Origin of the sequence: Amycolatopsis sp. NBC_00438 (assembly GCF_036026695.1) — a bacterium.
GTDB lineage: Bacteria > Actinomycetota > Actinomycetes > Mycobacteriales > Pseudonocardiaceae > Amycolatopsis.
This window is the reverse complement of record NZ_CP107923.1, coordinates 5,895,872-5,917,692: the sequence shown is the minus strand read 5'-3', so window position 1 is coordinate 5,917,692 and position 21,821 is coordinate 5,895,872. Positions and strand designations below refer to the sequence as shown.

22 protein-coding genes are annotated in these 21,821 nt (G+C 72.7%); 9 read left to right on the top strand and 13 right to left on the bottom strand.

Annotated features, from left to right (window positions below; genetic code table 11):
• Positions 1 to 72: 72 nt before the first annotated feature.
• Positions 73 to 1,608, top strand: coding sequence for a phytoene desaturase family protein (locus OG494_RS26210; protein ID WP_328443162.1), 1,536 nt, complete (start codon positions 73 to 75; stop codon positions 1,606 to 1,608).
• Positions 1,609 to 1,632: 24 nt separating this feature from the next.
• Here the strand turns inward: OG494_RS26210 and OG494_RS26205 are convergent, their stop codons facing one another.
• Positions 1,633 to 2,187 carry a suppressor of fused domain protein gene (locus tag OG494_RS26205; RefSeq protein WP_328443161.1) on the bottom strand — a complete coding sequence of 185 codons (555 nt, stop codon included), beginning with the start codon at positions 2,185 to 2,187 and terminating at the stop codon, positions 1,633 to 1,635.
• 84 nt (positions 2,188 to 2,271) lie between these two features.
• Between OG494_RS26205 and OG494_RS26200 the strand changes: the two genes are divergently transcribed.
• On the top strand, positions 2,272 to 3,354 hold the full coding sequence (locus tag OG494_RS26200) for an NAD(P)/FAD-dependent oxidoreductase (RefSeq protein ID WP_328443160.1): 1,083 nt from the start codon (positions 2,272 to 2,274) through the stop codon (positions 3,352 to 3,354).
• A gap of 631 nt (positions 3,355 to 3,985) precedes the next feature.
• Positions 3,986 to 4,732 carry a GNAT family N-acetyltransferase gene (locus OG494_RS26195; protein WP_328443159.1) on the top strand — a complete coding sequence of 249 codons (747 nt, stop codon included), beginning with the start codon at positions 3,986 to 3,988 and terminating at the stop codon, positions 4,730 to 4,732.
• Between the two features lie 39 nt (positions 4,733 to 4,771).
• Here the strand turns inward: OG494_RS26195 and yaaA are convergent, their stop codons facing one another.
• Positions 4,772 to 5,518, bottom strand: coding sequence for a peroxide stress protein YaaA (gene yaaA, locus OG494_RS26190; protein WP_328443158.1), 747 nt, complete (start codon positions 5,516 to 5,518; stop codon positions 4,772 to 4,774).
• A gap of 55 nt (positions 5,519 to 5,573) precedes the next feature.
• Between yaaA and OG494_RS26185 the strand changes: the two genes are divergently transcribed.
• Positions 5,574 to 6,524, top strand: a complete 951-nt coding sequence (locus tag OG494_RS26185) for a GNAT family N-acetyltransferase (protein WP_328443157.1) — start codon at positions 5,574 to 5,576, stop codon at positions 6,522 to 6,524.
• A gap of 3 nt (positions 6,525 to 6,527) precedes the next feature.
• On the opposite strand, the gene OG494_RS26180 is transcribed toward OG494_RS26185, so the two are convergent.
• Complete coding sequence (locus OG494_RS26180) at positions 6,528 to 7,433, bottom strand: 2-hydroxyacid dehydrogenase (protein WP_328443156.1); 906 nt, start codon at positions 7,431 to 7,433, stop codon at positions 6,528 to 6,530.
• A 55-nt stretch (positions 7,434 to 7,488) separates the two neighbouring features.
• Positions 7,489 to 7,845 carry a VOC family protein gene (locus OG494_RS26175; protein ID WP_328443155.1) on the bottom strand — a complete coding sequence of 119 codons (357 nt, stop codon included), beginning with the start codon at positions 7,843 to 7,845 and terminating at the stop codon, positions 7,489 to 7,491.
• A 124-nt stretch (positions 7,846 to 7,969) separates the two neighbouring features.
• Here OG494_RS26175 and OG494_RS26170 point away from each other — a divergent pair, with 124 nt between their 5' ends.
• Genes OG494_RS26170 through OG494_RS26160 form a run of 3 tightly spaced genes read left to right on the top strand, consistent with a single transcriptional unit; the run spans position 7,970 to position 11,369 of the window.
• A complete protein-coding gene (locus tag OG494_RS26170) occupies positions 7,970 to 9,718 on the top strand; it encodes a proline--tRNA ligase (RefSeq protein ID WP_328443154.1) in 1,749 nt (582 codons plus the stop codon).
• On the top strand, positions 9,718 to 10,680 hold the full coding sequence (locus OG494_RS26165; RefSeq protein ID WP_328443153.1) for a hypothetical protein: 963 nt from the start codon (positions 9,718 to 9,720) through the stop codon (positions 10,678 to 10,680). Before OG494_RS26170 ends, OG494_RS26165 begins: the two co-directional genes overlap by 1 nt.
• A gap of 26 nt (positions 10,681 to 10,706) precedes the next feature.
• Positions 10,707 to 11,369, top strand: a complete 663-nt coding sequence (locus OG494_RS26160) for a hypothetical protein (RefSeq protein ID WP_328443152.1) — start codon at positions 10,707 to 10,709, stop codon at positions 11,367 to 11,369.
• Here the strand turns inward: OG494_RS26160 and OG494_RS26155 are convergent.
• On the bottom strand, positions 11,347 to 13,473 hold the full coding sequence (locus OG494_RS26155) for a bifunctional lysylphosphatidylglycerol flippase/synthetase MprF (RefSeq protein WP_328443151.1): 2,127 nt from the start codon (positions 13,471 to 13,473) through the stop codon (positions 11,347 to 11,349). The two genes, OG494_RS26160 and OG494_RS26155, sit on opposite strands and share 23 nt — an antisense overlap.
• Positions 13,474 to 13,596: 123 nt before the next feature.
• A complete protein-coding gene (locus OG494_RS26150) occupies positions 13,597 to 14,292 on the bottom strand; it encodes a haloacid dehalogenase-like hydrolase (RefSeq protein WP_328443150.1) in 696 nt (231 codons plus the stop codon).
• Between the two features lie 104 nt (positions 14,293 to 14,396).
• On the opposite strand from OG494_RS26150, the gene OG494_RS26145 reads away from it, so the two are divergent.
• Positions 14,397 to 15,401: an ABC transporter permease gene (locus OG494_RS26145; protein ID WP_328443149.1), complete on the top strand. Its 1,005-nt coding sequence runs from the start codon at positions 14,397 to 14,399 to the stop codon at positions 15,399 to 15,401.
• Here the strand turns inward: OG494_RS26145 and OG494_RS26140 are convergent.
• The 3 genes from OG494_RS26140 to OG494_RS26130 are packed head-to-tail and all read right to left on the bottom strand — an operon-like array spanning position 15,339 to position 17,369.
• Positions 15,339 to 15,749: a secondary thiamine-phosphate synthase enzyme YjbQ gene (locus tag OG494_RS26140; protein ID WP_328443148.1), complete on the bottom strand. Its 411-nt coding sequence runs from the start codon at positions 15,747 to 15,749 to the stop codon at positions 15,339 to 15,341. The genes OG494_RS26145 and OG494_RS26140 overlap by 63 nt on opposite strands.
• A gap of 10 nt (positions 15,750 to 15,759) precedes the next feature.
• On the bottom strand, positions 15,760 to 16,980 hold the full coding sequence (locus tag OG494_RS26135) for an MFS transporter (protein WP_328443147.1): 1,221 nt from the start codon (positions 16,978 to 16,980) through the stop codon (positions 15,760 to 15,762).
• The gene (locus tag OG494_RS26130; RefSeq protein ID WP_328443146.1) at positions 16,977 to 17,369 is read right to left on the bottom strand and encodes a cupin domain-containing protein; all 393 of its coding nucleotides are present in this window, start codon (positions 17,367 to 17,369) and stop codon (positions 16,977 to 16,979) included. Before OG494_RS26130 ends, OG494_RS26135 begins: the two co-directional genes overlap by 4 nt.
• A 53-nt stretch (positions 17,370 to 17,422) precedes the next feature.
• On the opposite strand from OG494_RS26130, the gene OG494_RS26125 reads away from it, so the two are divergent.
• A complete protein-coding gene (locus OG494_RS26125) occupies positions 17,423 to 18,073 on the top strand; it encodes a TetR/AcrR family transcriptional regulator (RefSeq protein ID WP_328443145.1) in 651 nt (216 codons plus the stop codon).
• On the opposite strand, the gene OG494_RS26120 is transcribed toward OG494_RS26125, so the two are convergent.
• The 4 genes from OG494_RS26120 to OG494_RS26105 form a co-directional block, all read right to left on the bottom strand.
• Entirely contained in the window at positions 18,058 to 18,702 is a 645-nt protein-coding gene (locus OG494_RS26120) for a response regulator transcription factor (protein WP_328443144.1), read from the bottom strand. The genes OG494_RS26125 and OG494_RS26120 overlap by 16 nt on opposite strands.
• 267 nt (positions 18,703 to 18,969) lie before the next feature.
• Positions 18,970 to 20,280, bottom strand: a complete 1,311-nt coding sequence (locus tag OG494_RS26115) for a sensor histidine kinase (RefSeq protein ID WP_328443143.1) — start codon at positions 20,278 to 20,280, stop codon at positions 18,970 to 18,972.
• A 201-nt stretch (positions 20,281 to 20,481) separates the two neighbouring features.
• Positions 20,482 to 20,691: a hypothetical protein gene (locus tag OG494_RS26110; RefSeq protein ID WP_328443142.1), complete on the bottom strand. Its 210-nt coding sequence runs from the start codon at positions 20,689 to 20,691 to the stop codon at positions 20,482 to 20,484.
• 13 nt (positions 20,692 to 20,704) lie between these two features.
• A complete protein-coding gene (locus OG494_RS26105; RefSeq protein ID WP_328443141.1) occupies positions 20,705 to 21,820 on the bottom strand; it encodes a fatty acid desaturase family protein in 1,116 nt (371 codons plus the stop codon).
• Position 21,821 lies beyond the last annotated feature (1 nt).

Sequence of the window (21,821 nt, the reverse complement as noted above, 5' to 3'; positions counted from 1 at the left end):
TCGTGCCCTTTCCTTGAATTCCGCCCGCCGCCGTGGTCACGATTGACGGGCAGGCCGATCGAGGAGGAGCGGATGGATTCGTACGACGTCGTGGTCGCCGGTGGCGGGCACAACGGGCTGGTCGCGGCGGCGTACCTGGCGCGGGCCGGCCGGTCGGTCCTCGTGCTGGAGCGGCGCGGCGAGACCGGCGGTGCCGCGGTGTCGTTCCGCGCGTTCGAGGGCGTCGACGTCCGGCTGTCGCGCTACTCGTACCTGGTCAGCCTGCTGCCCAAGAAGATCATCGCGGACCTCGGCCTCGACGTGGCGCTGCGGCGGCGCCGGATGTCGTCGTACACCCCGTCGGGCGGCTCGGGTCTCCTTGTCGACACGGGCGACGACGCCCGGACCGCCGCGTCGTTCCGCGCGCTGACCGGGGCCGGCGCGGACTTCGCGGCGTGGCGCCGGTTCTACGAACTGACCGGGCAGGTCGCCGAACGCACCTTCGGCACGCTCACCGAGCCGCTGCTGTCCGAAGTGGACTTCCGGGCCCGGGTCGGCGACGCCGAAGCGTGGTCGATGCTGTTCGAGCGGCCGATCGGCGAGGCGCTCACCTCGTGGTTCGGTGACGACACCGTGCGCGGAGTGGTCCTGACCGACGCGCTGATCGGCACGTTCGCCGCCGCGGGCGCCGAGGACCTCCGGCAGAACCGCTGCCTGCTGTACCACGTGATCGGCAACGGGACGGGTGACTGGGACGTACCGGTCGGCGGCATGGGCGCGGTCACCGGCTCACTGGCCGCGGTGGCTTCCGCGGCCGGGGCGAAGCTCGTCACCGGCGCCGAGGTGCTGGCGATCGACCCGGGCGGCGCGTTGCGCTACCGGCACGGCGACGCCGAGCACGTCGTGCGCGGCGGGCACGTCCTGGCGAACGTCGCGCCACCCACGCTGGCGCGGCTGCTGGGCGAGAAGGCGGCGGACCGGCCGGAAGGCGCGCAGCTGAAGGTGAACATGGTGCTGTCCCGGCTGCCGGAGCTGCGGGACCCGGGCGTCGACCCGGCCGAGGCGTTCGGCGGCACGTTCCACGTCAACGAGACCTTCACCCAGCTGGAGACGGCGTACCGCGAGGCGGCAGCGGGGAAGATCCCCGCACTGCCGCCGTGCGAGATCTACTGCCACTCGCTGACCGACCCGTCGATCCTGGGGCCGGCGGAGCGGGCGGCCGGCGTCCAGACGTTGACGTTGTTCGGCCTGCACATGCCCGCGCGGCTGTTCGAAGGACGCAACGACGAAGCGCGCGAAGAGGCGTTGCGCGCGACGCTGGCTTCGCTGAACAGCGTGCTGGCCGAGCCCATCGAGGACTGCCTCCTGACCGGGCCCGACGGAAAACCCTGTGTGGAGGCGAAGACCCCGTTGGACCTGGAGGCCGAGCTCGGGCTCCCGGCCGGGCACATCTTCCACCGGGACCTGGCGTGGCCGTTCGCGGCGGACCCGGCGCAGGCCGGCCGCTGGGGCGTCGAGACAGCGCACGAGCGCGTGCTGCTGTGCGGCGCGGGAGCGGTGCGAGGAGGTGGTGTCAGCGGCATCCCCGGCCACAACGCGGCGATGGCCGTGCTGGGCAAGGGTTCCTGACCGCGACCCGCACCGGTCGGCGCGCTAGACCACCGGCGGGCGGCGGACGTCGTAGAGGTCCCAGTCCAGCTGCCAGAACGCATCGATGCCGTGCTCGCGGATGTACTCGCGCTCAATGTCGTGCACCGGGAAGCAGCCGGCGATGCTGATGGGCGCGCCGCCGCAGTCGAGCAGGGTGTACTGGTCCGCGTCCAGGCCGGCGGGCGCCGAGACGGCGAACGCGGTCATGGCGGAGTCCGGTGCGATCGGCTCGCCGAAGTCGATGGTGTCGCCGTAGACGAACGGGCAGGTGCCGCGCAGGTGCTCGGCCAGGTAACCGATGGCCAGGGCCCAGACCGGGTCGTCGGAGCGGACGCTGATCCACAGCTCCGGCTTCGCGCCGTGCCACTCGGTGTGGTCGGCGAGGGAGAGGCCGTAGGTCGCGCCCGTCAGATAGCGGGGCTCCGGTTCGTCGGCGTAGACGAACGAGATGACGTCGTCGAGCCCGGCGTGGGTGGACGGGATCGGCTGCAGCCGGGGCGCGGTGCTCCCGGCCAGGGTGTCGAGATGGGCGACATACCGCTCGGCACGGCTCGGCATGGCGCGCAGCATACGGCGGACCGGGTGCCCGCGCGGGGGAATCCGGGTCGCCCGGGCGCGGCACGGTCGGGCAGGGTGGGACGTATGCGAGTGCTCGTGATCGGAAGCGGAATCGGCGGCGCCGCCACGGCCTACCACCTGGCGGGCCGGGGCGCGGAAGTGATCGTGGCGGACGCGGCGCGTCCCGGGACGGCCACGGAGGCCGGCGCGGGGATCGTCAGCCCGTGGACGTCCCGCTGGGAGGACGCGCTGTACCCGTTCGCGGCGGCCGCGGGCCGGTACTACCGGGAGTTCACGGCGGAGCTGGCCGAGCTGGGCGAGGAGTCGTCGTTCGAGGTCGTCGGCGGGATGATCGTGTCGGCCGAGGAGTCCGAGCTGGTCGCGGCCCAGGAGCGGCTGGCCGCGCGGGCGGCGGACGCGCCGGAGATCGGCGAGGTCCGCCGGCTCGACCCGGCGCAGGCGCGGGAGCTGTTCCCGGCACTGGCGCCGGAGCTGGGCGCGGTGCACCTGTCCGGCGCCGGCCGTGTCGACGGGCACCGGCTGCGCCGGGCCCTGCTGGCCGCCGCCGAGCGGAAGGGCGTGACGTTCGTCGAGGGTGAGGTCGCCTTCCGCGCCGACGGCACGGTGGCGAGCGAGGCGGGCCCGCTCGAAGCGGACAGCGTGGTGGTGGCGGCCGGCGCGTGGAGCCGCGAGCTGCTGGCGCCGCTGGGCGTCGACGTGCCGGTGACGCCCCACCGAGGCCAGATCAGCCACTTCGACCTGCCGGGCACCGACACAGCGGCCTGGCCGGTGGTCCTCCTGCGCACGAGCCACTACCTGCTGGCCTTCGGCGGCGGCCGGGTGGTCGCCGGCGCGACACGTGAGACGGAGTCCGGGTTCGACTACCGGGTGACCGCCGCCGGTCAACGTGAGGTGCTGGACAACGCCCTGACGATCGCGCCCGGCCTGGCAGACGCGACACTCGCCGAAACCCGGGTGGGCTTCCGGCCGGGCACGCCCGACGGCCTCCCGGTGCTGGGCCGCATCCGCCCGGGCCTGACGATCTCGACGGGCTTCGGCGCGGGCGGCCTGACGAACGCCCCGTTCGCCGGGAAGCTGGTGGCCGCGGTCGCGTTGGACGAGGACCCGGGCTTCGACCTGCCCCCCTTCTCGTTGGACCGCTTCTGAGCGCCCTGAACCTCCGCCGAGCGACCGAGACGGACCTGGACGCCTTGGTCACGATTCTCGACGCGGCCAGGACCTGGCTAGCCGGCAAGGGACTTGACCAGTGGGAGGGCTCACCGTGGCGCCCAGCCGAGCTGCGGCCGGCCATGCAGGCGGGTGCGCTCTTCGTGGCGGAAGCGCTCGAGACGGCGCGGGCTGTTGCGGCGGACACGGCCGGGCGGGCGCAGCCGGTTGCGACGGAGGTGCTCGAGTCGGCGCAGCCCGGCGCGGCGGCGGGGGTCGGGCAGGCGCAGCCTGTTGCGATGGAAAGGGTCGGGCGGGTGCAGCCGGTTGTGGCGGAAGCGCTCGAGACGGCGCGGGCTGTTGCGGCGGATACGGCCGGGCGGGTGCGGCCGGTTGCGACGGAGGTGCTCGAGTCGGCGCAGCCCGGGCGCGGCGGCGGGGGTCGGGCAGGCGCAGCCTGTTGCGATGGAAAGGGTCGGGCGGGTGCAGCCGGTTGTGGCGGAAGCGCTCGAGACGGCGCGGGCTGTTGCGGCGGATACGGCCGGGCGGGTGCGGCCGGTTGCGACGGAGGTGCTCGAGTCGGCGCAGCCCGGGCGCGGCGGCGGGGGTCGGGCAGGCGCAGCCTGTTGCGATGGAAAGGGTCGGGCGGGTGCAGCCGGTTGTGGCGGAAGCGCTTGAGTCGGCGGAGCCGGTCGCGGTGGACACGGCCGGGCGGGTGCGGCCGGTTGCGACGGAGGTGCTCGAGTCGGCGCAACCGGGCGCGGCGGAGGGGGTCGGGCAGGCGCAGCCTGTTGCGATGGAAAGGGTCGGGCGGGTGCAGCCGGTTGTGGCGGAAGGGCTTGAGTCGGCGGAGCCGGTCGCGGCGGATACGGCCGGGCGGGCGCAGCCCGTTGTGGCGGAAGAGCCCGAGACGGCGCGGCGGGTCGTGGCGGAAGGGCCCGGGTCGGCGCGGGCCGTCGTGGCGGAAGCGCTCGAGTGGGCGCGGCCGGTTGTGGCGGAAGAACGTGAGTCGGCGCGGCTCGGTGTGGCGGAAACGCCTGGGGCTGCGCAGGCGGTCGCGACCATGACCCTGCACGACGAGCCGCCGGAGGGTTTCTGGCTTGCTGAAGATGATCCGTCGGCCGCGTTGTACCTCAGTCACCTCGCCGTGGACCGGCGCTTCGCCGGACGGGGTGTCGGGACCTGGCTGCTCGACGAAGCGGAGCGCGAGGCCGTGCGGCGGGGCAAGGTCTGGCTGCGCCTGGACGCCTGGAAGACCAACACCCGGCTGCACGCCTACTACCTCCGGCACGGCTTCCGCCCGGTGCGGATCGCCGATGTTCCCGGGCGCGGCTCGGGTGCGTTGTTCCAGCGTCCCGTCGCCGGTTGTTCCCGGTAACGCGCGGGGGCGGCCCGTTGCAGAGGGCGGGCGCCGACGTCAGCCTTCGGTGACCAGGTCCAGGGCGTGGTCGCCGGTGCGTTCCACCGTCAGGCCCGCCTTCCGGATGACCTTGGCCAGCTGGTCCACAGTGGACGGTTCGGCGCGGGTGACGGCCAGCACGTGGGCGAGGCGGCCCTTGTACGCCTTGTTGAAGTGGCTGACCGTCACGCGCTCGCCGGCGGCGTTCTCGGTGACCACGCGGACCGTCACGGCGTCCGGGCGGAGGTTGGCGAACGCCGAGTACGTGCCGGAGCGGAGGTCGACCACCAGGTCGTCGATGCTCTGCAGGACCGGCTCCAGCACCGGCTTCCACATGGCGCGGATCGTGCCGAGCGCGGGCAGGGAGTTGCCGCCGGAAAGACGGTACGCCGGGATCGGGTCGGTGGCCGAGACCACGCCGAACAGCGAGGACGTCACCGCCAGCCGGCGCTGGGCCTTCGCCAGCCCGGCCCTCGTGAAGCTCTTCACGTCGAGCGCGTCGTACAGCACCCCTGTGTAGCGGCGCAGGGCCGGCATCGTCGGGGACGTCCACAGCCGCGCGTTGCGCGTGACCTCGCCGACCTGGCGCTCGGTGATGCCCAGGACCGCGATGCTGGCCGGGACGTCGCCCGCCAGCTCGACGAGCGCGTCGGCCAGCTTCGCGCGGGTCGGGTTCAGCTCGGGGAACGACAGGGCGGCGTGGTCCAGCGGGGCGCCGCGGCCGCCGTCGGCCTTGGTCTCGGAAGGGGGGAGGAGCACCAGCACGTACTGAGCGTAAATCGGGATGCGTGGCCGGTGCCGCCCGGCCTAGCCTCGGCGCATGGACCTGACCTGGCGGCCTCTCACGCTCGACGACGACGCGGCCCTCGCCCGGCTCTACGCCGCCGCCGAAGCGGTCGACCGCACGGGTGAGCACCTCAGCACCGAAGACCTCCGCGAGGAGCTCGAAGGGCCCAACATCGACCTGGCCAGGGCCACCACCGGCGCCTGGGCGGGCGACCGGCTCGTCGGCTACGGCCTCGTCCGCCGCCGCGACGCCGCGAACCCGGTGCACATGATCCGGCTCCAGTCGGTCGTGCACCCGGAGCACCGCGACGACGCCGTCGGCGCGCACCTGGTCGACTGGTTCACCCGGACGAGTCGCGAGGTCCACGAGCGTGCCTTCCCGGGCGCGCCGCTCGAACTGCACCACGGCAACCACCAGAACGAGCGCTGGATCGCCGGGGTGCTCGCCGCGGCCGGCTACGAGCACCGGCGGACGATGGTGAACATGCGCGTCGGCCTCGCCGAGCTGCCGCCGCAGCCACCGCTGCCGGACGGCGTCGAGCCGGTGCCGTTCGATTTCGGGTACGACCTCGCGACGCTCGACGCCCGCAACGACACCTTCGGCGACCACTGGGGCAGCACCGCCTACGAGCCCGGCGCCTGGCGCCACCTGGTCACCGGCTCCAAGGACTTCCGGCCGGACCTGTCGTTCCTCGTCCTCGACGACGACAAGGTCCTGGCCTTCGTGCTCAGCCACTTCTACGCGTCCGAAGCCGAGGTGACCGGCATCCGCGAGCACTACGCGACCTGGGTGGGCACCCGGGACGCGCTGCGCGGCCGCGGCGTCGCGTCCGGGCTGCTCGGCCACACGCTCCAGGCCGCGAAGGCGGCCGGGTTCGACCGGTCGGCGCTGAACGTCGACGTCGACAACGCGCACCGCGCGCTCGGGGTCTACGAGCGGTGCGGATACCGCGTCGACGACGAATGGCACGTGTACGTCGGGTAGCTGTCAGTCCAGCGGCACGAGGTTGAGCGGCTCCTCGCCCCGCACGTACCGCCGCAGCTGGTCTCCGGCCAGCTTCTTGGCGCGCGGGTAGAACGACGCCGAGCCGCCCGCGATGTGGGGTGTCAGGACGACGCCCGGCACCGTCCACAGTGGATGGTCCGCGGGCAGTGGTTCGGGGGCCACCACGTCGAGGGCGGCACGGAGCCGCCCGGCTCGTGTCTCGGCGAGCAGGGCCTCCGTGTCGATCGCCGTGCCGCGGCCGACGTTGACCACCAGGGCGTCGCCGGGGAGCGCGGCCAGCTCGGGGGCTCCGAGCAGGCCGCGCGTCGCCGGGGTGTCCGGCAGGACGAGCACCACGATGTCGGCCTCGGGCAGCAGCGAAGGCAGCTCGGCGACGCCGTGCACGTCCGCGTCCGGACGCGCCCGGCTCGCCACCCGCGTCACCACCGCTTCGGCCGCCAGGAGCTGCCGCTCGATCGCCTGCCCGATCGAGCCGTAGCCGACCAGGAGCACCCGGCTGTCCGCGAGCGACCGCGTGTGCTCGCGCACCCACTCCCGGCGCTCCTGCTGGGCGAGCCAGCGGGGCAGGTCCCGCTGGCTCGCGTGGATCAGCGCCAGGGTGTGCTCGGCGACGCTCAGGTCGTGCAGGCCGCGTCCGTTGGCCAGGCGGACGCCGGCGGGCAGCAGTGGCACCAGGGCCTCCACCCCGGCCGACAGGGCCTGCACCACGCGCAACGAGGGCAGGTCCTTGATCAGCCGCGGTGGCTCCGGCCCGCGGTCGTACGGCAGCACGTAGAACTCGACATCGTCGAGGGCCGGCGGAGGCGCGCCAAGGCCGTCGTAATACGCGGCCTCGATCCCCTCCGGCACTTCGATGTCGGTCCACGGCAGCAGTACGCGAGCGCTCATGCGCCAGTTCTACCCGCGCCGCCGCGGCGACGCGGAGTGGACCGGCAGCCGGGAACTACCCGGCGTGCGAGCCGGACACGCAGAACTCGTTGCCCTCGGGATCCGAGAGCACCGTCCACGCGAAGCCCGGTACCTCGTGCTGCGCCTGCTCGGTCGCGCCCAGCGCCACCAGCCGTTTCACCTCCGCTTCCCGGTCTTCGGCACCGAAGTCGATGTGGACCCTGTTCTTGCCCGCGCGTGGTTCGGGCACCCGCTGGAGCCCCAGCGTCAGCCCGCCCTCCGGTGGGGCGAGGAACAGGAACTCGCCCTCGAAGTCCTGGGCGACGGTCGTGCCGAGCGCCGCTGTCCAGAACTCCGCCAGCCCGCGCGGATCCGCGCAGTCGATCGTGATCATGGCCATGCGAAGTTTCATGACCCGCACGCTAGCGACCACCACCGACAAAAACGGCCCGTCGAGTAACCCGTTGGAGTCATGACGGGGGGAGTGACTACCCTGAGCGGGACTTTCACACCCGCTTGGCGCAGGGAGCCCCGCAGTGATCACCAGGACTTCGTCGTTGTTCCTTCGCACGTTGCGCGAGGATCCGGCGGACGCCGAGGTACCGAGCCACCGGCTCCTGGTACGCGCCGGCTACGTCCGCCGGGTCGCCCCGGGCGGGTACTCGTGGCTGCCCCTGGGCCTGCGCGTGCTGCGCCGCGTCGAGGCCGTCGTGCGCGACGAGATGAACGCCATCGGCGCGCAGGAGATCCAGTTCCCCGCGCTGCTGCCGAAGGAGCCCTACGAGGCGACCGGCCGCTGGACCGAGTACGGCGACGGCCTCTTCCGCCTCAAGGACCGCAAGGGCGCCGACTACCTGCTCGGCCCGACGCACGAAGAGCTCTTCACGCTGACGGTCAAGGGCGAGTACAGCTCCTACCGCGACTACCCGGTCACGCTGTACCAGATCCAGACGAAGTACCGCGACGAAGCGCGTCCCCGCGCCGGCATCCTGCGCGGCCGCGAGTTCGTCATGAAGGACTCGTACTCCTTCGACCTCGACGACGAGGGCCTCGAGCGCTCCTACCAGGCGCACCGCGCCGCCTACACGAAGCTGTTCGACCGCCTCGGCCTCGAGTACGTCGTGGTCAAGGCGACGTCGGGCGCGATGGGCGGCTCGGCGTCGGAGGAGTTCCTCGCGGTCGCCGAGACCGGCGAGGACACCTACGTCCGCAGCACCGAGTCGGGTTACGCGGCGAACGTCGAAGCCGTCGTGACGCCCGCGCCGGCCGCGCAGCCGATCGAAGGCCGCCCCGAGGCGCAGGTGCACCACACGCCGAACACGCCGACCATCGAGTCGCTGGTGAACTTCCTCAACGCGGCCGGGCTCGGCCGCGAGTTCACCGCCGCCGACACCCTCAAGAACGTCATGCTCAAGACGCGTCAGCCGGGTGCGAAGGAGTGGGAGCTGGTCTGCGTCGCGCTCCCCGGTGACCGCGAAGTGGACATGAAGCGCCTCGAAGCGTCGCTCGAGCCCGCCGAGGTCGAGCTGCTCGACGAGGCCGACTTCAAGGCGAACCCGTTCCTGGTCAAGGGGTACATCGGCCCGAAGGCGCTGCAGGACAACGGCGTGCGCTACCTCGCCGACCCGCGGATCGCGCCCGGCACCGCCTGGGTCACCGGGGCCGACAAGGCCGACCACCACGTCGTCGACCTGCTGGCCGGCCGTGACTTCACCCCGGACGGCACCATCGAGGCCGCCGAGGTCCGCGAGGGCGACGCGTCGCCGGACGGCCACGGCACCCTGGTCGCCGCGCGCGGCATCGAAATCGGGCACATCTTCCAGCTCGGCCGCAAGTACGCCGACGCCTTCGAGCTGGACGCCCTGGGCCCCGACTCGAAGCCGATCCGGATCACGATGGGCTCCTACGGCGTGGGCGTCTCGCGGCTGGTCGGCGTGCTCGCCGAGCAGAACCACGACGACCTCGGCATCATCTGGCCGCGCGAGGTGTCGCCGTTCGACGTGCACATCGTCATCGCGGGCAAGGACGACGCCGTGCGCGCCGGCGCCGAGAAGCTCGCCGCCGAGCTCGACACGGCCGGCCTCGAGATCATCCTCGACGACCGCAAGGCCACCCCCGGCGTCAAGTTCGCCGACGCCGAGCTGGTCGGCGTGCCGACCATCCTGGTGGTCGGGCGCGGCCTGGCCAACGGTGTCGTCGAGGTCAAGGACCGGCGCTCGGGTGAGCGCGAGGAGATCGCGGTCGAAGCCGTCGTCGAGCACCTGGTCAAGCTCGTCCGGTCGTAATGAGCAGGTTTTCCCGGCGTCGCGACGACGCGAAGCCGGGGTACGAGGACAACGCGGCGCTTCGCGGGTTCGGTGGTTACGAGCCCGCGGACGCGCCGCGCTTCCCGTCGGGCGGTGGCTTCGAAACCCCCGAGACCGTCGAGCCACCGCGTGCGGAGCCGAAGCGGATCCGCCCTGCGGCGAAGCCGCCGAAGTGGCGACGCTCGTCGCGGGCGCCGTGGGTCGGGCTGGTGCTCATCGCGCTGATCGCCGGGGTGCTGAACGCTTTCGGCGTCGGCAAGTCGCACCGGCCGTCGTCGACGCCGGCGCCGCTGCCGCCGCTGGTCGTGACACCGTCGCCGCGGGTGACCGTGCCCGCCGCGGTGAGCGGCTGGCGGTCCGTCGCGGGCAAGGACGGCTCGTACGCCTACGACGTGCCGCCGAATTGGGAACCCGAACCCACCACCGTGCACGGCTGGGAGAAGACCGGCGCGGTCCCGGGCATCACGCTCGTCACGAGTGCGTTCCTGGGCCGGAACTTCTGCCGGAAGAACGACCTCGGCGGCGCGGGCGTCAGGACCGAACCCCTGGGTGACCCCGGCGCCGCGGCGCGCAAGGCCGTGACCGACCTCGGCGTCAGCGCGTACAGCCCGGACAACGGGCCCCTGGCCACGGTGACGCCGGACGCGGGCACGGACGCCCAGGTCACGAAGGCCGACGGCACCAAGGCACCCGCCCGGATCGTCGTCGCGGACGTGATCCCGACGGACCCGGGGGAGTGCGCGGCGAAGCACGCGGTGGTCGCGGCCATGGGCTTCACCGGCGTCGACGCCGTGACGTCCGGCGTCGTGGTGGCGTACGCGGATGCCGACCGTTCCGGACCCACGATCCGCGAGGACCTGATGGGGATCCTCAAGAGCTACCGGTTCGTCCCGGCGGCGGACCGCGGCACGATCACGCCGCCGCCGACGACCTACCGCTGAGCGCCGGGGTCCGGCAGGCTGGGCCCATGGACAAGCGGCTCGCACGGCTCCGCGCCGGCGCGTTCGGTGTCCTGGGCGTCGCCGGGTTCCTGCTCCTCTTCGGACCGCTGCTGGCCAAGGCCTGGGGCTGGACGACGCGCAGCCGCAGTCCGGAGTGGTGGGGCGCGGCCGGGCAGTGGGCGGGGGCCGTCGGGACCGTCGCCGCCGTGGCCGTCGCGCTGTGGATCGCCATCCGGGACGGGCGGCAGGCGCGCGCCGACCGGCGGCAGCGGGACGTGCGTGAGCGGCAGGAGCAGGCCGCGAAGGTCACCGCGTGGATCGAGCGGGCCGGGCCCCGCACGTGCATGGTCGTGGCCAACGCCAATGCCGAGGCGATCAACCACGTCGTCGTCTCGTTCGACCTCGTGCGGAGCCTGCCGATGACCGGCTCCACCCTGCACCGCGGGCCGGAGATCGAAGACGACGAGTACCTCTACGCCGTGCTGCCGCCGGGAAAGTGGCGCATGGCGGTGCCCGAAGCCCGGCTCGACACGGATCTGACGCCCGGGGTGATGGTCGCGTTCAGTGACTCGCACAACGGGCACTGGCTCCGGCTGACCGACGGCGCCCTGATCGCGAAGGACCAGAACGTCGTCAGCCGCCGGAAAATCCCATTCCCGCAGCGGATCAGCGTCCCCGAGAGCTACTGACCAGCTTCGCCAGTTCGCGCAGCCGGACGTCCGGCAGGTACGCGCGGCTCAGCGCCAGGCCGATCCGCGGCAGGTCGGCCTCGTCGCGGAACGCCAGGTACAGCGGGACGTGGCGCGGCTGGAACTTCGCCTTGAACGCGTGCAGCGAACGGAACCCGTAGTACGGCTCCATCACTCGGCCCAGCGACTCCAGCGTCCGGTCGATCGTGCGCGTCGGCGCCCCGTCGGCGCTGCGGGCCAGCGGAGCGCCGGACAGGGAAACGAACCGGGCACCCTCTTCGCGGAAGGCCAGGCAGGCCGACGCGATCAGGAACTCCATCACCGGCCGGAAACCGTGGGCGCTGCGGCGCATGACGTCCAGCGTCCAGCCGCCGACCTTGCCCGCGCCCGTGTAGACCGGGAGCCAGGACGTCACGCCGTGGACGACGCCCTCCGCGTCCACCGCGAGGCCGACGCGGGTCGCCGGGTCCATCGCCTCGTCGAGGCCGCCGAGGGTGAAGCCCATCTCCGGCATGGCCTTGTCCGACATCCACTCCTCCGACAACGCCCGGACCTGGGCGAGGATGGGTTCCGGCTGGTCGGCCAAGCGGACCAGCCGGAAGTCGATGTGCTGCTTGGCGGCCTTGTTCAGCGCGGAGCGGACGTCCTGCCACGCCTTGCCGCGGAACTCGAGGCCGTCGAGGTCGAGCACGTTGTCCTCGGCCACCTGGACGTGCTGCCAGCCCAGCTCACGCGTCGCCGCGACGGTGGCTTCGGTCGCCGAGAACACGCACGGCACCAGGCCGGAGTTCTCGCACATGGTCGCGAACTCGGTGACCGTCGCCGCCGCGGTGCCGTCCGGCGCGATCGGGTCGCCGAGCGCGACCGCGACGCCCGCGTGACGGCGGTAGGCGAGGTAGGAACGGCCGTCTTCGCGGACGAAGTACGTGTTGCGCGGCCACGTCGTCATCCACGACAGCGTGCTGCCGCCGTGCCGCCCGAGCAGCGTGCGGGCCAGCGCCACCCCCGGCCCCTGGGCGTGGCGCCGCAGCCGGCGTCGCGACGGCACCCGGAAGGCGTGACGTCCGGCGATCAGGACGATCAGCTCGACCGTCCACAAGAGATTGTCCACGAAGAACAGCGGCAGGCCCGCGGTGTCGTAGTCGCCGCCGAAGACGTCGGCCAGCCCGATCAGGGTGGCGGCCGCGAGGCCCTGCAGCGTCACGAACACCGAGAGCGCGACGGCCCAGCGCCACGCGACGCGGCCGCCCTTGCGCAGGCCGTTGAGCATCGGCACCACCAGCAGGACGAGGATCGCCAGCTCCGGCGCCGTCAGCGAAACGCCTTCCGCGGAGCCGAACGGGCCGTCGCCGGGCACCAGGAACATCACGACTTCGGCGACGGTGAGCAGGAGCAGGCCGGCGACGATCAGCAGCCGCCACTCCCGCACGTTCGGCCCCGCGGTGTCGGTCGTGCCGCGCGGGCCGACGAGCCGCTTCCCGAGCGGGATGGCCAGCACCAGCGCGAAGAAGTGCACGAGGTCGGCGAGCGTGCCGACGTAGATGATCGCGACGCCGGCGTACACGCAGAGCCCGGCCCGCAGCCGCAGGCGCCACGGCGGCCGCAGCGTCGCGCTGGCGACCGCGACGGCGGCGAGCGCGCCGCCGGAGAACCCGACGTCGAGGCTGCCCGCCATCCGCTCGGCCCACAGCCAGCCGGAGTTGCGGGACAGCGCGAGGAACTGGGTGGCGACGAGCACCGAGACGAACTGACCGCCGATCGTCACGGCCAGCGCGCGGCGCGTCCCCAGCTGCCACTCGGCGAAGCCCGCGAAGAGCGCGAAGCTGCCGACCATCGGGAGGTAATACCAGGGGATGACGGCGAAGAAGGGCCCGGTGAGCATCGTCCACCACCGGCCCGCCTCCAGCGACGGCAGTCCGTAGGCGACGAACGGGTAGGCCGCGCGGTCTTCGGCGGCGCTCCAGAGCGCCCCGGTCGCGACGGCCAGCAGGAGCATGGCGAGGACGACACTGCTGGTGAACGGCAGCCGCTGCCTCAGTACCGCGACCGTGCCGCGGATGCGTCCCCCTCCGGCGGGCAGGCCCGCCGACGCTGTTTCAGTCATGAAGGGAAGTCTGGCGAGTGCGGCCGTTCCGGACATCCGACGGCAGAGCGAGATTTCCCTTAGGGGAGTCCTCCCTCGGAGTGAGGGTCATCCCGGTCCGAAGGACGACGACCCTCGGGGTTGTCAGCCGAGAACGGCGCTCCGGACGGCGTCCGTGTCGGCCAGATCCGGCAGCACCGTGTGCGCGCCCGCCGCCCGCAGTTCCGCCGCGGGGTAGTGCCCGGTCGCGACGGCGACCGCGATCGCGCCGTGGGCCAGCGCGGCTTCGACGTCGCTCGGGGTGTCGCCGATGACGACCACGGCGTCGGCGGCGAACGGCGTCCCATGCTTGGCCACGGCCTGCGCGACGGCGTGCGGGACCAGGTCCGGGCGGTGCGCCGAGAGCGTGCCGTAACCGCCGATCGCCAGGTCGAGGTGCTCGTCCAGACCGAACGCGGCGAGCTTGTGCCGCGAGATCTCCGGCAGGTTGCCGGTGACCAGGGACTGGACGACTTCGTCGTGCCCGGCGAACGCGGTCAACGCCGCCGCGGCGCCCGGCAGGGCCCGGCCGCTGGTCGGCAGGTGCTCGACGGCCCGCTCGGACTCCGCGATCAGCGCCTTCCAGAGCGCCTGGAGCAGCTCCTCAGTCGGCTCGATGCCGTGCGCGATGAGCAGGTCGGTGCTGATCGCCCGCTCGGTGCGGCCCCCGAAGTCGGGGTAGGTCTTCAGTTCGGCGCCGGTCGTCGCGGCCAGCGCCGCGGTGTACCAAGCGGCGCCGAGGCCGGTGTAGTCCACCAGCGTGTGGTCGATGTCCCAGAGCACCAGCCGCGTCTTCGTCACGGGTCCGAGGTTACCGGCGGCACTATTCAACACGTGTTGACTTCTTCGGCGACGGCTCTTACCGTGAGATTAATTCAACGCACGAAGAATAAATGGAGGCTGTCATGACCGGTCCTGTCCGGCGCCCCGCCGGGGCTCTCGCCCTGGTCGCCGCCCTGGCCGGCGCGCTGGTGGCGGTGGCGCTCGGGTTCCTCACCTTCGGCGCGCAGGCCACCGTCGCGCCGGACGGCGTCCCGGTCGCGGTCGCCGCACCGCCGGAAGTCGCGCAACGCATCGCCGCGCACGGCGGCGGCCAGCTCGCGTGGACCATCGCGACCCCGGCCGACGCGCGGAAGCTGTTGGAGGACAAGAAGGTCTACGGCGTGCTCGAACTCGGGCCGGGACCGTCCGCGACGGTCGTCACCTCGGGCGCGGTCAACCCGGCGGGCACCCAAGTCGCGCAGCAGGCGCTGACCGGCGCCGCGAGCGCGCTGGCCGCTGCGCCGAAGCAGGAGGTGCTGCACCCGGTGAGCCTCGCCGGGCGGACCGCGCCGCTGGCCGCCAGCGCCCTGGCCTGGATCGGCGCTCTCGTCGCCGGGCTCGCGTTGACGCAGCCGGCGAAGCGCACCGGACGCGCACTCGGCGCGGGCGCCCGGTTCCTGCAGGTGATCGGGGTCGGGGTGCTGGTCACGGCCGTGGTGGCCGGGTTCTTCGCGCTGTGGGACGCCGCGTTGCCGCTGACCGCGGACGTCCTCGGCTTCGTGTTCCTCGCCGCGACGGCGTTCGCCGCCGTGCAGGCCGGCCTGCTGCGCCTGCTCGGGCTGCGCGCGATGGCCGTGCTCGGCCCGCTCTACCTGGTCGCGCCCGCCGTCGCCGGGCAGGTGCCGGAGCTGCTGAACCCGGCCTACCGCACGCTGCTCTGGTCGTGGACGCCGTTCCGTTTCTCCGCCGAAGGCCTGCGCAGCCTGCTGCAGGGTGTACCGGACGCGCCCGACGTCACGACCGGCGGCTGGGTGCTCGGCGCGCTGCTGGCCGCCGGGCTGGCGGTCGCGCTTTGGCCGGGCCGGTCAGCCCGCGAGGAAGCTGAACCGCACGCGGCGGACCGGGTTGTCGAGGTTGGTGTCCACTAGGCAGATCGACTGCCAGGTGCCCAGCGCGAGCACGCCGCCGAGCACCGGGACCGACGCGTAGGGCGGCACCAGCGCGGGAAGCACGTGGTCACGGCCGTGACCGGGGCTCCCGTGCCGGTGCCGCCAGCGGCCGTCGCGGGGGAGGATCTCGTCGAGCGCGGTCAGCAGGTCTTCGTCGCTGCCCGCGCCCGTCTCGAGGATCGCCAGGCCCGCGGTGGCGTGCGGGACCCAGACGTGCAGCAGCCCGTCGTGTGCGTCCGCGTCGCGCAGGAACGACTCGGCCTCGTGCGTGAGGTCGTGGACGACGGCGTCGGAACCGGTGCGGACCTCGATCTCGGTGGAGTACATGGACTCCAGCCTAAGGAGCGGCCACCGGTTCCGCGGGTTGCCGGGTCGAGGTGCCGAGCCGGGTGAAGGCGAAGACGGCCAGCCCCGCCAGCAGCACCGCGCCGGTGGCGTACGGGACGGTGGGGGAGATCTCGTACAGGCCGGTGCCCAGCAACGGGCCGCCCATGAACGCCAGCGCGCTGGCCGAACCGACCAGCCCGGCGACGGCGCCCTGCTCCTCCCGCGTGGCGAGCAGCGTCGGCGCGGACATGAAGCCCGGCGTGGCGAACCCCATCCCCGCCCCGAGGACGGCGACACCGACGCCGAGCAGGAGCGCGCTCGACGTGAAAGCCACGAGCAGCATGCCGCCGGTCATGACGACCGCGCCCACCCGGATGAGCCGCACCGGTGTCCACTTCAGCCGCGGCACGGCCAGCACCTGGACGAGGATGATCAGCCCGGCGCCGGCCAGCATGATCAGGCCGGTCACCCGGCTCGTGTCCCGCGTGGCCAGGCCCAGCCGGTCCTGCACCAGGAAGCCGACGGTCATGAGCACGATCGCGAGCGCGAGGTACAGGCCGAACCCGATGAGCAGGAACGGCCACATCCGCCGGTCGGCCGGGCTGACCTTCACCAGGGGAGCCCGCACTTCCCGCGGCGGCGGCTTCGGCAGGCCGATCGCGACCAGCACGGCGATCACGGCCAGGATGACCGGCGCGACGTAGATCGGCACGATCAGCCCGGCGAGGCTCAGCACGCCGCCGAGCGCCGGCCCGACCGCGAGCGCGAGCCCTTGTGCGGCACCGAACATCGACATCCCCCGCACCCGCTCGGCGGGCCCCGACGTCAGGTCGGCGATGTACGACTGCGCTGTCACCGGCGTCGCGGCCCACGCGAGCCCGAACACGACTCCGCGGGTGAGCAGCACCAGCGTGAACAGCACCGGTACCGCCAGGGTGCCGCCGAGCCCGAGCCGGGCGGCGAGCGCGAACGCCAGGAGCGCGATCATCGCGCCGGCCAGGGAGATCAGCAGGACCGGCCGGTGGCCCCACGACGCGCCGCGGCGCCCCCAGAACGGGCTCGCCAGCACCACACCCGCGCCGCCGACCGCCCACACGGCGCCCAGCGCCAGTTCGCTGAACCCGAACTCCCGGGCCAGCGGCGGGAGGATCGGGTTCAGCATCTGCTGCCCCGCCATCAGCCCGAACACGGCCAGGCACACCACCAGGATGCCTCGCCGATCCGCGCTCACGCCGCGGCTCTTTCGTGCTCGGTGCCCGACCGCGGCGTGATGGACAGCAGGTCGGCGGGCTCTTCGACGGCCAGCCGGTGCCACCGGCCGGGCGGGACGATGAACGACTGCCCGGCCTTCAGTGTGGTCACCGGCTCCGGCCCTTCGTCTCTCAAGTAGACGCGCAGCGCGCCGGAGAACACGAAGAGCACCTCGTGCCCGTTCGGGTGCCGCTCCCAGTGGTCGGCGTGCACGGCGGTGTCGCTCTCGGCGTGGAACGCGCCGAGGCTCCACAGGCTCGCGGCGTCCCCGGTCAGTGCCTCGCGGCGGTCGCCTGGGCCGGATGCCTCGGCGACGCCCCCCGGCCGTAAGTGGATCATGGTCTTGAACAGGTCGTAGTTTTCGAACATGTTCCGAAAGTAGCACGCGCGCCGGACGGGCGTCGACCGGCATGATGGAAGGCATGCCACGACCCATCGGCCGGCCGCCGACGACTTCACGCCCGCAGATCCTCGAAGCGGCGCGGGTGATCCTCGACGGCGAGGGCTGGCACAAGCTGACGGTCCGGCGGCTGGCCACGGAGCTGGGCGTCGGCACGACGACGCTCTACCACCACGTCCGCGACAAGGACGACCTGATGATCCAGCTGCTCGACTACTACGCCTCCCGGCTGAAGCGGCCCGAGCTGCCGGAGGACCCGCGCGAGCGGATCGTCGTCGCGGCGACTGTGATGCACGACGCGCTGGCCGCCTGGCCGGAGGCGGTGGAGGTCCTGACGGCCGACGACCTGCTCGGCGAGTCGGCCCTCTGGATGGTCGACGCCATCGTCGGCGGGGCGATCGGCTGCGGCCGGACCCAGGACGAGGCCGTCGAGCTCTACCGGAACATCTGGTACTACACGGCCGGGGAGATCCTGGTCCGCGTGCGCGCCGCGCGGCGCGCCGCGATGGGCCGGCCGCGCTACCGCGACGCCGTCTTCGAGAAGCTGGACGAAACCCGGTTCCCCAGTCTCGCGGCGATCGGGGAGCGCTGGCCGGAGCTGGCCGAACGCGACACCTTCGCCCGCGGCCTGCGGGCGTTCGTCGACGGGATGCTCGCTCAGGAATCCAAGTAGCGCAACACGGCCAGCACCCGGCGATTGTCCCCTTCGGACGGTGGCAGCCCCAGCTTGCCGAAGATCGACGTCACGTACTTCTCGACCGAGCCGGCCGAGAGGAACAGCTCCGCCGCGATCGCGGAGTTCGACCGGCCTTCGGCCATCAGGCCCAGCACCTCGCGTTCGCGCGGGGTGAGCCCGCTCAGCGCGTCCGTCCGGCGGGTCGCCGAGAACAGCTGGCGGACGACTTCGGGGTCGAGGACCGTTTCGCCGTCCGCGACCCGGCGCAGCGCGTCCAGGAAGTCCGACACCTCGGCGACGCGGTCCTTCAGCAGGTAACCGACGCCGCCCGCGCGGTCGGCCAGCAGCTGCGCCGCGTACTCCGTCTCGACGTACTGGGAGAACAGCAGGATCGCGCAGCCGGGCAGCTCGCCGCGCAACGCGATCGCCGCCCGCAGGCCCTCGTCGGTGTGCGACGGCGGCATCCGGATGTCCACAATGGACACGTCGGGCGCGTGCTCGGTCACCGCGGCGCGCAGGGCGTCGGCGTCCTTCACCGCGGCGACGACCTCGTGGCCGCGGAAGTTCAGCAGCTCCACCAGGCCCTGGCGCAGGATGGTGGAGTCCTCCGCGATGACGATCCGCATGCCGCCGACCCTAGCGGTTCGGGAAGCCGGCCGGTCGTGTGTTCGTCGGAGTCAGCCGGCCGGATCCGGCTCTTCGAGCCGGTTCGACCGCCGGCGCCGCCCGGCGCGGGTGACGTCGCTTCGCCTCGCCCGGCGACGTAGTGCGTTGGCCGGCAAGGAGTGCTGACGCCAAGTCGCTCGCGCCGGCGGAGTCTCCGCGTCGACGGCTTGCGAAGCGATCGACTCGCCGTACACACGCGGTTCCACCGTGGTGCACTCCGCGCAGCCTCATCGGGGCAGCGGCACCCGCGCGGTCACTTCGGTCGGACCGCCCGGCGGGCTGGTCACGGCCAGTCCGCCGTCGACCGTCCGCAGCCGTTCGGCGACCCCGGCGAGCCCGCCGCCGGGCACGATCCGGGCCCCGCCCCGGCCGCTGTCGCGCACGAGCAGCCACAGCACATCCCGGTCCTCGCGGATCTCGACCAGCGTCGCGCCGCCGTGTTTCGCGGCGTTCGTCAGCAGCTCGGCGGCGCTGAAGTAGACGATCGTCTCCAGTGACGGCGGTGGCCGCCGGGGGAGTTCGACGGTGACCCGCGCGTCCATGCCGGACGTCGCGACGAGCGTGGCCAGTGCCACGTCGAGGCCGGCGTCCAAGGCCGCCGGGTGGATGCCGCGGGCGAGGTCCCGCAGCTCGGTCAGCGCCTGCTTCGCGTTGGCGTGCGCGGCGGTGACCAGCTGCCGGACCTGGGCGACGTCGAGGTCGTCGGCTTTCAGCTCGTCCTTGGCCAGCCCCAGTTTCATGGCCAGCGCCACCAGCTGGGCCTGGGCGCCGTCGTGCAGGTCGCGCTCGATCCGCCGCAGCCGCAACGCCGAGTCCTCGACCGCCGTCGCCCGGCTCGCCTCCAGGTCGCGGACCCGCTCGGACAGCACGCGCTCGCCGAGCAGCCCGACCACGAGCAGCCGGTCGAGCGCGACGAAGGCGTGCACCACCCACGGCAGCGCCACCAGCACCAGCAGCCCGGACGCCGACCAGGCGAGCGCGCCCGCCCAGCCCTCGGCGCGGATGCCGAAGACGGGCAGGTGCTGCTCGCCGAGCGGGAACCAGAGGAAGGCGTAGCTGGTCGCGGCCAGGCCGAAGAACGTCGCGGAGAACGCCGTGAGCAGGCCGGCGAAGGTCAGCGGGAGCCGCAGCAGCAGGTAGCCCGCCGTCCGCCAGCCCGCCGGGTCGCCGACGCGCGCCTTCACCCAGCTCCACAGGCCGGGTTTCAGCTCGGGACGGCGCGGGGCGGGCACGCTCACGCCGAGCAGCGCCCGCGCCAGCCCGCGGTGGGCGGCGCCGAGGCCGCGGGCGTAGAGCAGGGCGCCGGCGAGCACGAGGAACCCGATGAGCACGGGCGTCAGCCACAGGCCGAGCGCGAGCACGACGAGCAGGCTGAGCAGGGAGAACAGCGTCAGCGGGCCGGAGAGCCACAGCCACGCGTACTCGGCCCAGAAGTCCCGCGCGGCCAGCGGCCCGAACACCCGCCGCAGCAGGTGGGGACGGGGCAGATCAAGGCTGGTCACGGCTCCAGTCTCACCGGTCCGCGCCGCGCTGCCCATCCGGATTTCCCCCATGCCCGGCGGGGGCGCCCCCGAATTCCACGCTACCGGCCGGCACCGACGGTTCCGGTTGCCGGAAAGCCGTGAAGGGCACCTTCAGGGACGCTATGTCCCTGAAGGTGCCCTTCACGGCTTTGCCGGAAGCGCGCGAAAGCCGCTTCGAGGATCCTGCAGTCCTCAAAGCGGCTTTCGCGGAAACTCTCAGTCGTCGAGTTCCGGCTCGTCGCGGTCTTCGCGTGCCTTCTGCGCCGCTTCGCGCATCTCGATGACGTCGGTGAGCCAGTCACCGGTTTCGCGGGCGATGTCGCGCACCGCGCCGGTGATGATGGTCGCGATGTTGCCGATGTGGGTCGCGGCCGACTCGGTGATCACCTGGACCGTGTCCTTGCCGCTCTCGAACTGCCCGACCATGAGCATCGTCCTTCTATGCCGCGCGGAGTTCCTGGTCGCGCTCTACCGTAGCGCGTGCGCGCGGAGCGCCGTTCCACGGCAACGCGAGCTTCGTGAGCTTCTTCGCCACCGACCAGAGCTGCTTGTGCAGCGGGCCCGTGTGGTAGGGCAGGCCGTACTTCTCGCAGAGCGCGCGCACCTCGCCGGCGATCTCCGGGTACCTGCGGGCCGGGATGTCCGGGAACAGGTGGTGCTCGATCTGGTGCGACAGGTTCCCGCTCATGATGTGGAACAGCGGACCGCCGGTGATGTTGGCCGAGCCGAGGATCTGGCGCAGGTACCACTGCCCGCGCGACTCGTTCTCGGTCTCCTCCTCGGTGAAGCTCTCGACGTCGGCGGGGAAGTGCCCGCAGAAGATGATCGAGAACGACCAGAGGTTGCGGACCAGGTTCGCGGTCGCGTTGCCGGCGAAGGTCAGCGGCGCCAGCGGGCCGGTCAGCAGGGGGAACAGCACGTAGTCCTTGCCGACCTGCCGGGACGCCTTCTTGACCATCTTCCGGACGACCTCGGTGGTGTCCGACCACTTGCGCTCGCCCTTGACGATCCGGTCGAACTCCAGGTCGTGCAGCATCACGCCCCACTGGAAGAACACCGCCAGCAGCGCCGCGTACGCCGGGTTGCCCAGGTAGTACGGGTGCCACCGCTGGGCCGGGTCCATCCGCAGGACGCCGTAACCGATGTCGCGGTCCTTGTCGAGGATGTTGGTGTAGGTGTGGTGGATGTAGTTGTGCGAGTGCCGCCAGTTCTCGGCCGGCGCCACGTTGTCCCACTCGAAGCGCTGCGAGCTCAGCGCCGGGTCGCGCGTCCAGTCGTACTGGCCGTGCATGACGTTGTGGCCGATCTCCATGTTGTCGAGCACCTTCGCCAGCGACAGCGCGCCGACGCCGGCGAGCCACGCGGGCGGGAAGAACCCGGCGAACAGCAGCGCCCGGCCGGCGACCTCGAGACCGCGCTGGGTCTTGATGACGTTGTGGATGTAGTCGACGTCCTCCTGGCCGAGGTCGTCGACGATCCGCTGCCGCAGCGCGTCGAGCTCGCGGCCGAACTCCTCGACCTGGGCCGGGGTGAGTCGGTCCTGCAGACCGGTCATG

What these genes read in the sequence shown, in the direction of transcription:
- OG494_RS26210 (WP_328443162.1), top strand. Translation starts at nt 73, where the DNA reads ATGGATTCGTACGACGTCGTGGTCGCCGGTGGCGGGCACAACGGGCTG.
- OG494_RS26205 (WP_328443161.1), bottom strand. Translation starts at nt 2,187, where the DNA reads ATGCCGAGCCGTGCCGAGCGGTATGTCGCCCATCTCGACACCCTGGCC.
- OG494_RS26200 (WP_328443160.1), top strand. Translation starts at nt 2,272, where the DNA reads ATGCGAGTGCTCGTGATCGGAAGCGGAATCGGCGGCGCCGCCACGGCC.
- OG494_RS26195 (WP_328443159.1), top strand. Translation starts at nt 3,986, where the DNA reads ATGGAAAGGGTCGGGCGGGTGCAGCCGGTTGTGGCGGAAGCGCTTGAG.
- OG494_RS26185 (WP_328443157.1), top strand. Translation starts at nt 5,574, where the DNA reads ATGGACCTGACCTGGCGGCCTCTCACGCTCGACGACGACGCGGCCCTC.
- OG494_RS26180 (WP_328443156.1), bottom strand. Translation starts at nt 7,433, where the DNA reads ATGAGCGCTCGCGTACTGCTGCCGTGGACCGACATCGAAGTGCCGGAG.
- OG494_RS26175 (WP_328443155.1), bottom strand. Translation starts at nt 7,845, where the DNA reads ATGAAACTTCGCATGGCCATGATCACGATCGACTGCGCGGATCCGCGC.
- OG494_RS26165 (WP_328443153.1), top strand. Translation starts at nt 9,718, where the DNA reads ATGAGCAGGTTTTCCCGGCGTCGCGACGACGCGAAGCCGGGGTACGAG.
- OG494_RS26160 (WP_328443152.1), top strand. Translation starts at nt 10,707, where the DNA reads ATGGACAAGCGGCTCGCACGGCTCCGCGCCGGCGCGTTCGGTGTCCTG.
- OG494_RS26155 (WP_328443151.1), bottom strand. Translation starts at nt 13,473, where the DNA reads ATGACTGAAACAGCGTCGGCGGGCCTGCCCGCCGGAGGGGGACGCATC.
- OG494_RS26145 (WP_328443149.1), top strand. Translation starts at nt 14,397, where the DNA reads ATGACCGGTCCTGTCCGGCGCCCCGCCGGGGCTCTCGCCCTGGTCGCC.
- OG494_RS26140 (WP_328443148.1), bottom strand. Translation starts at nt 15,749, where the DNA reads ATGTACTCCACCGAGATCGAGGTCCGCACCGGTTCCGACGCCGTCGTC.
- OG494_RS26130 (WP_328443146.1), bottom strand. Translation starts at nt 17,369, where the DNA reads ATGTTCGAAAACTACGACCTGTTCAAGACCATGATCCACTTACGGCCG.
- OG494_RS26125 (WP_328443145.1), top strand. Translation starts at nt 17,423, where the DNA reads ATGCCACGACCCATCGGCCGGCCGCCGACGACTTCACGCCCGCAGATC.
- OG494_RS26120 (WP_328443144.1), bottom strand. Translation starts at nt 18,702, where the DNA reads ATGCGGATCGTCATCGCGGAGGACTCCACCATCCTGCGCCAGGGCCTG.
- OG494_RS26115 (WP_328443143.1), bottom strand. Translation starts at nt 20,280, where the DNA reads ATGGGCAGCGCGGCGCGGACCGGTGAGACTGGAGCCGTGACCAGCCTT.
- OG494_RS26110 (WP_328443142.1), bottom strand. Translation starts at nt 20,691, where the DNA reads ATGGTCGGGCAGTTCGAGAGCGGCAAGGACACGGTCCAGGTGATCACC.
- OG494_RS26105 (WP_328443141.1), bottom strand. Translation starts at nt 21,820, where the DNA reads ATGACCGGTCTGCAGGACCGACTCACCCCGGCCCAGGTCGAGGAGTTC.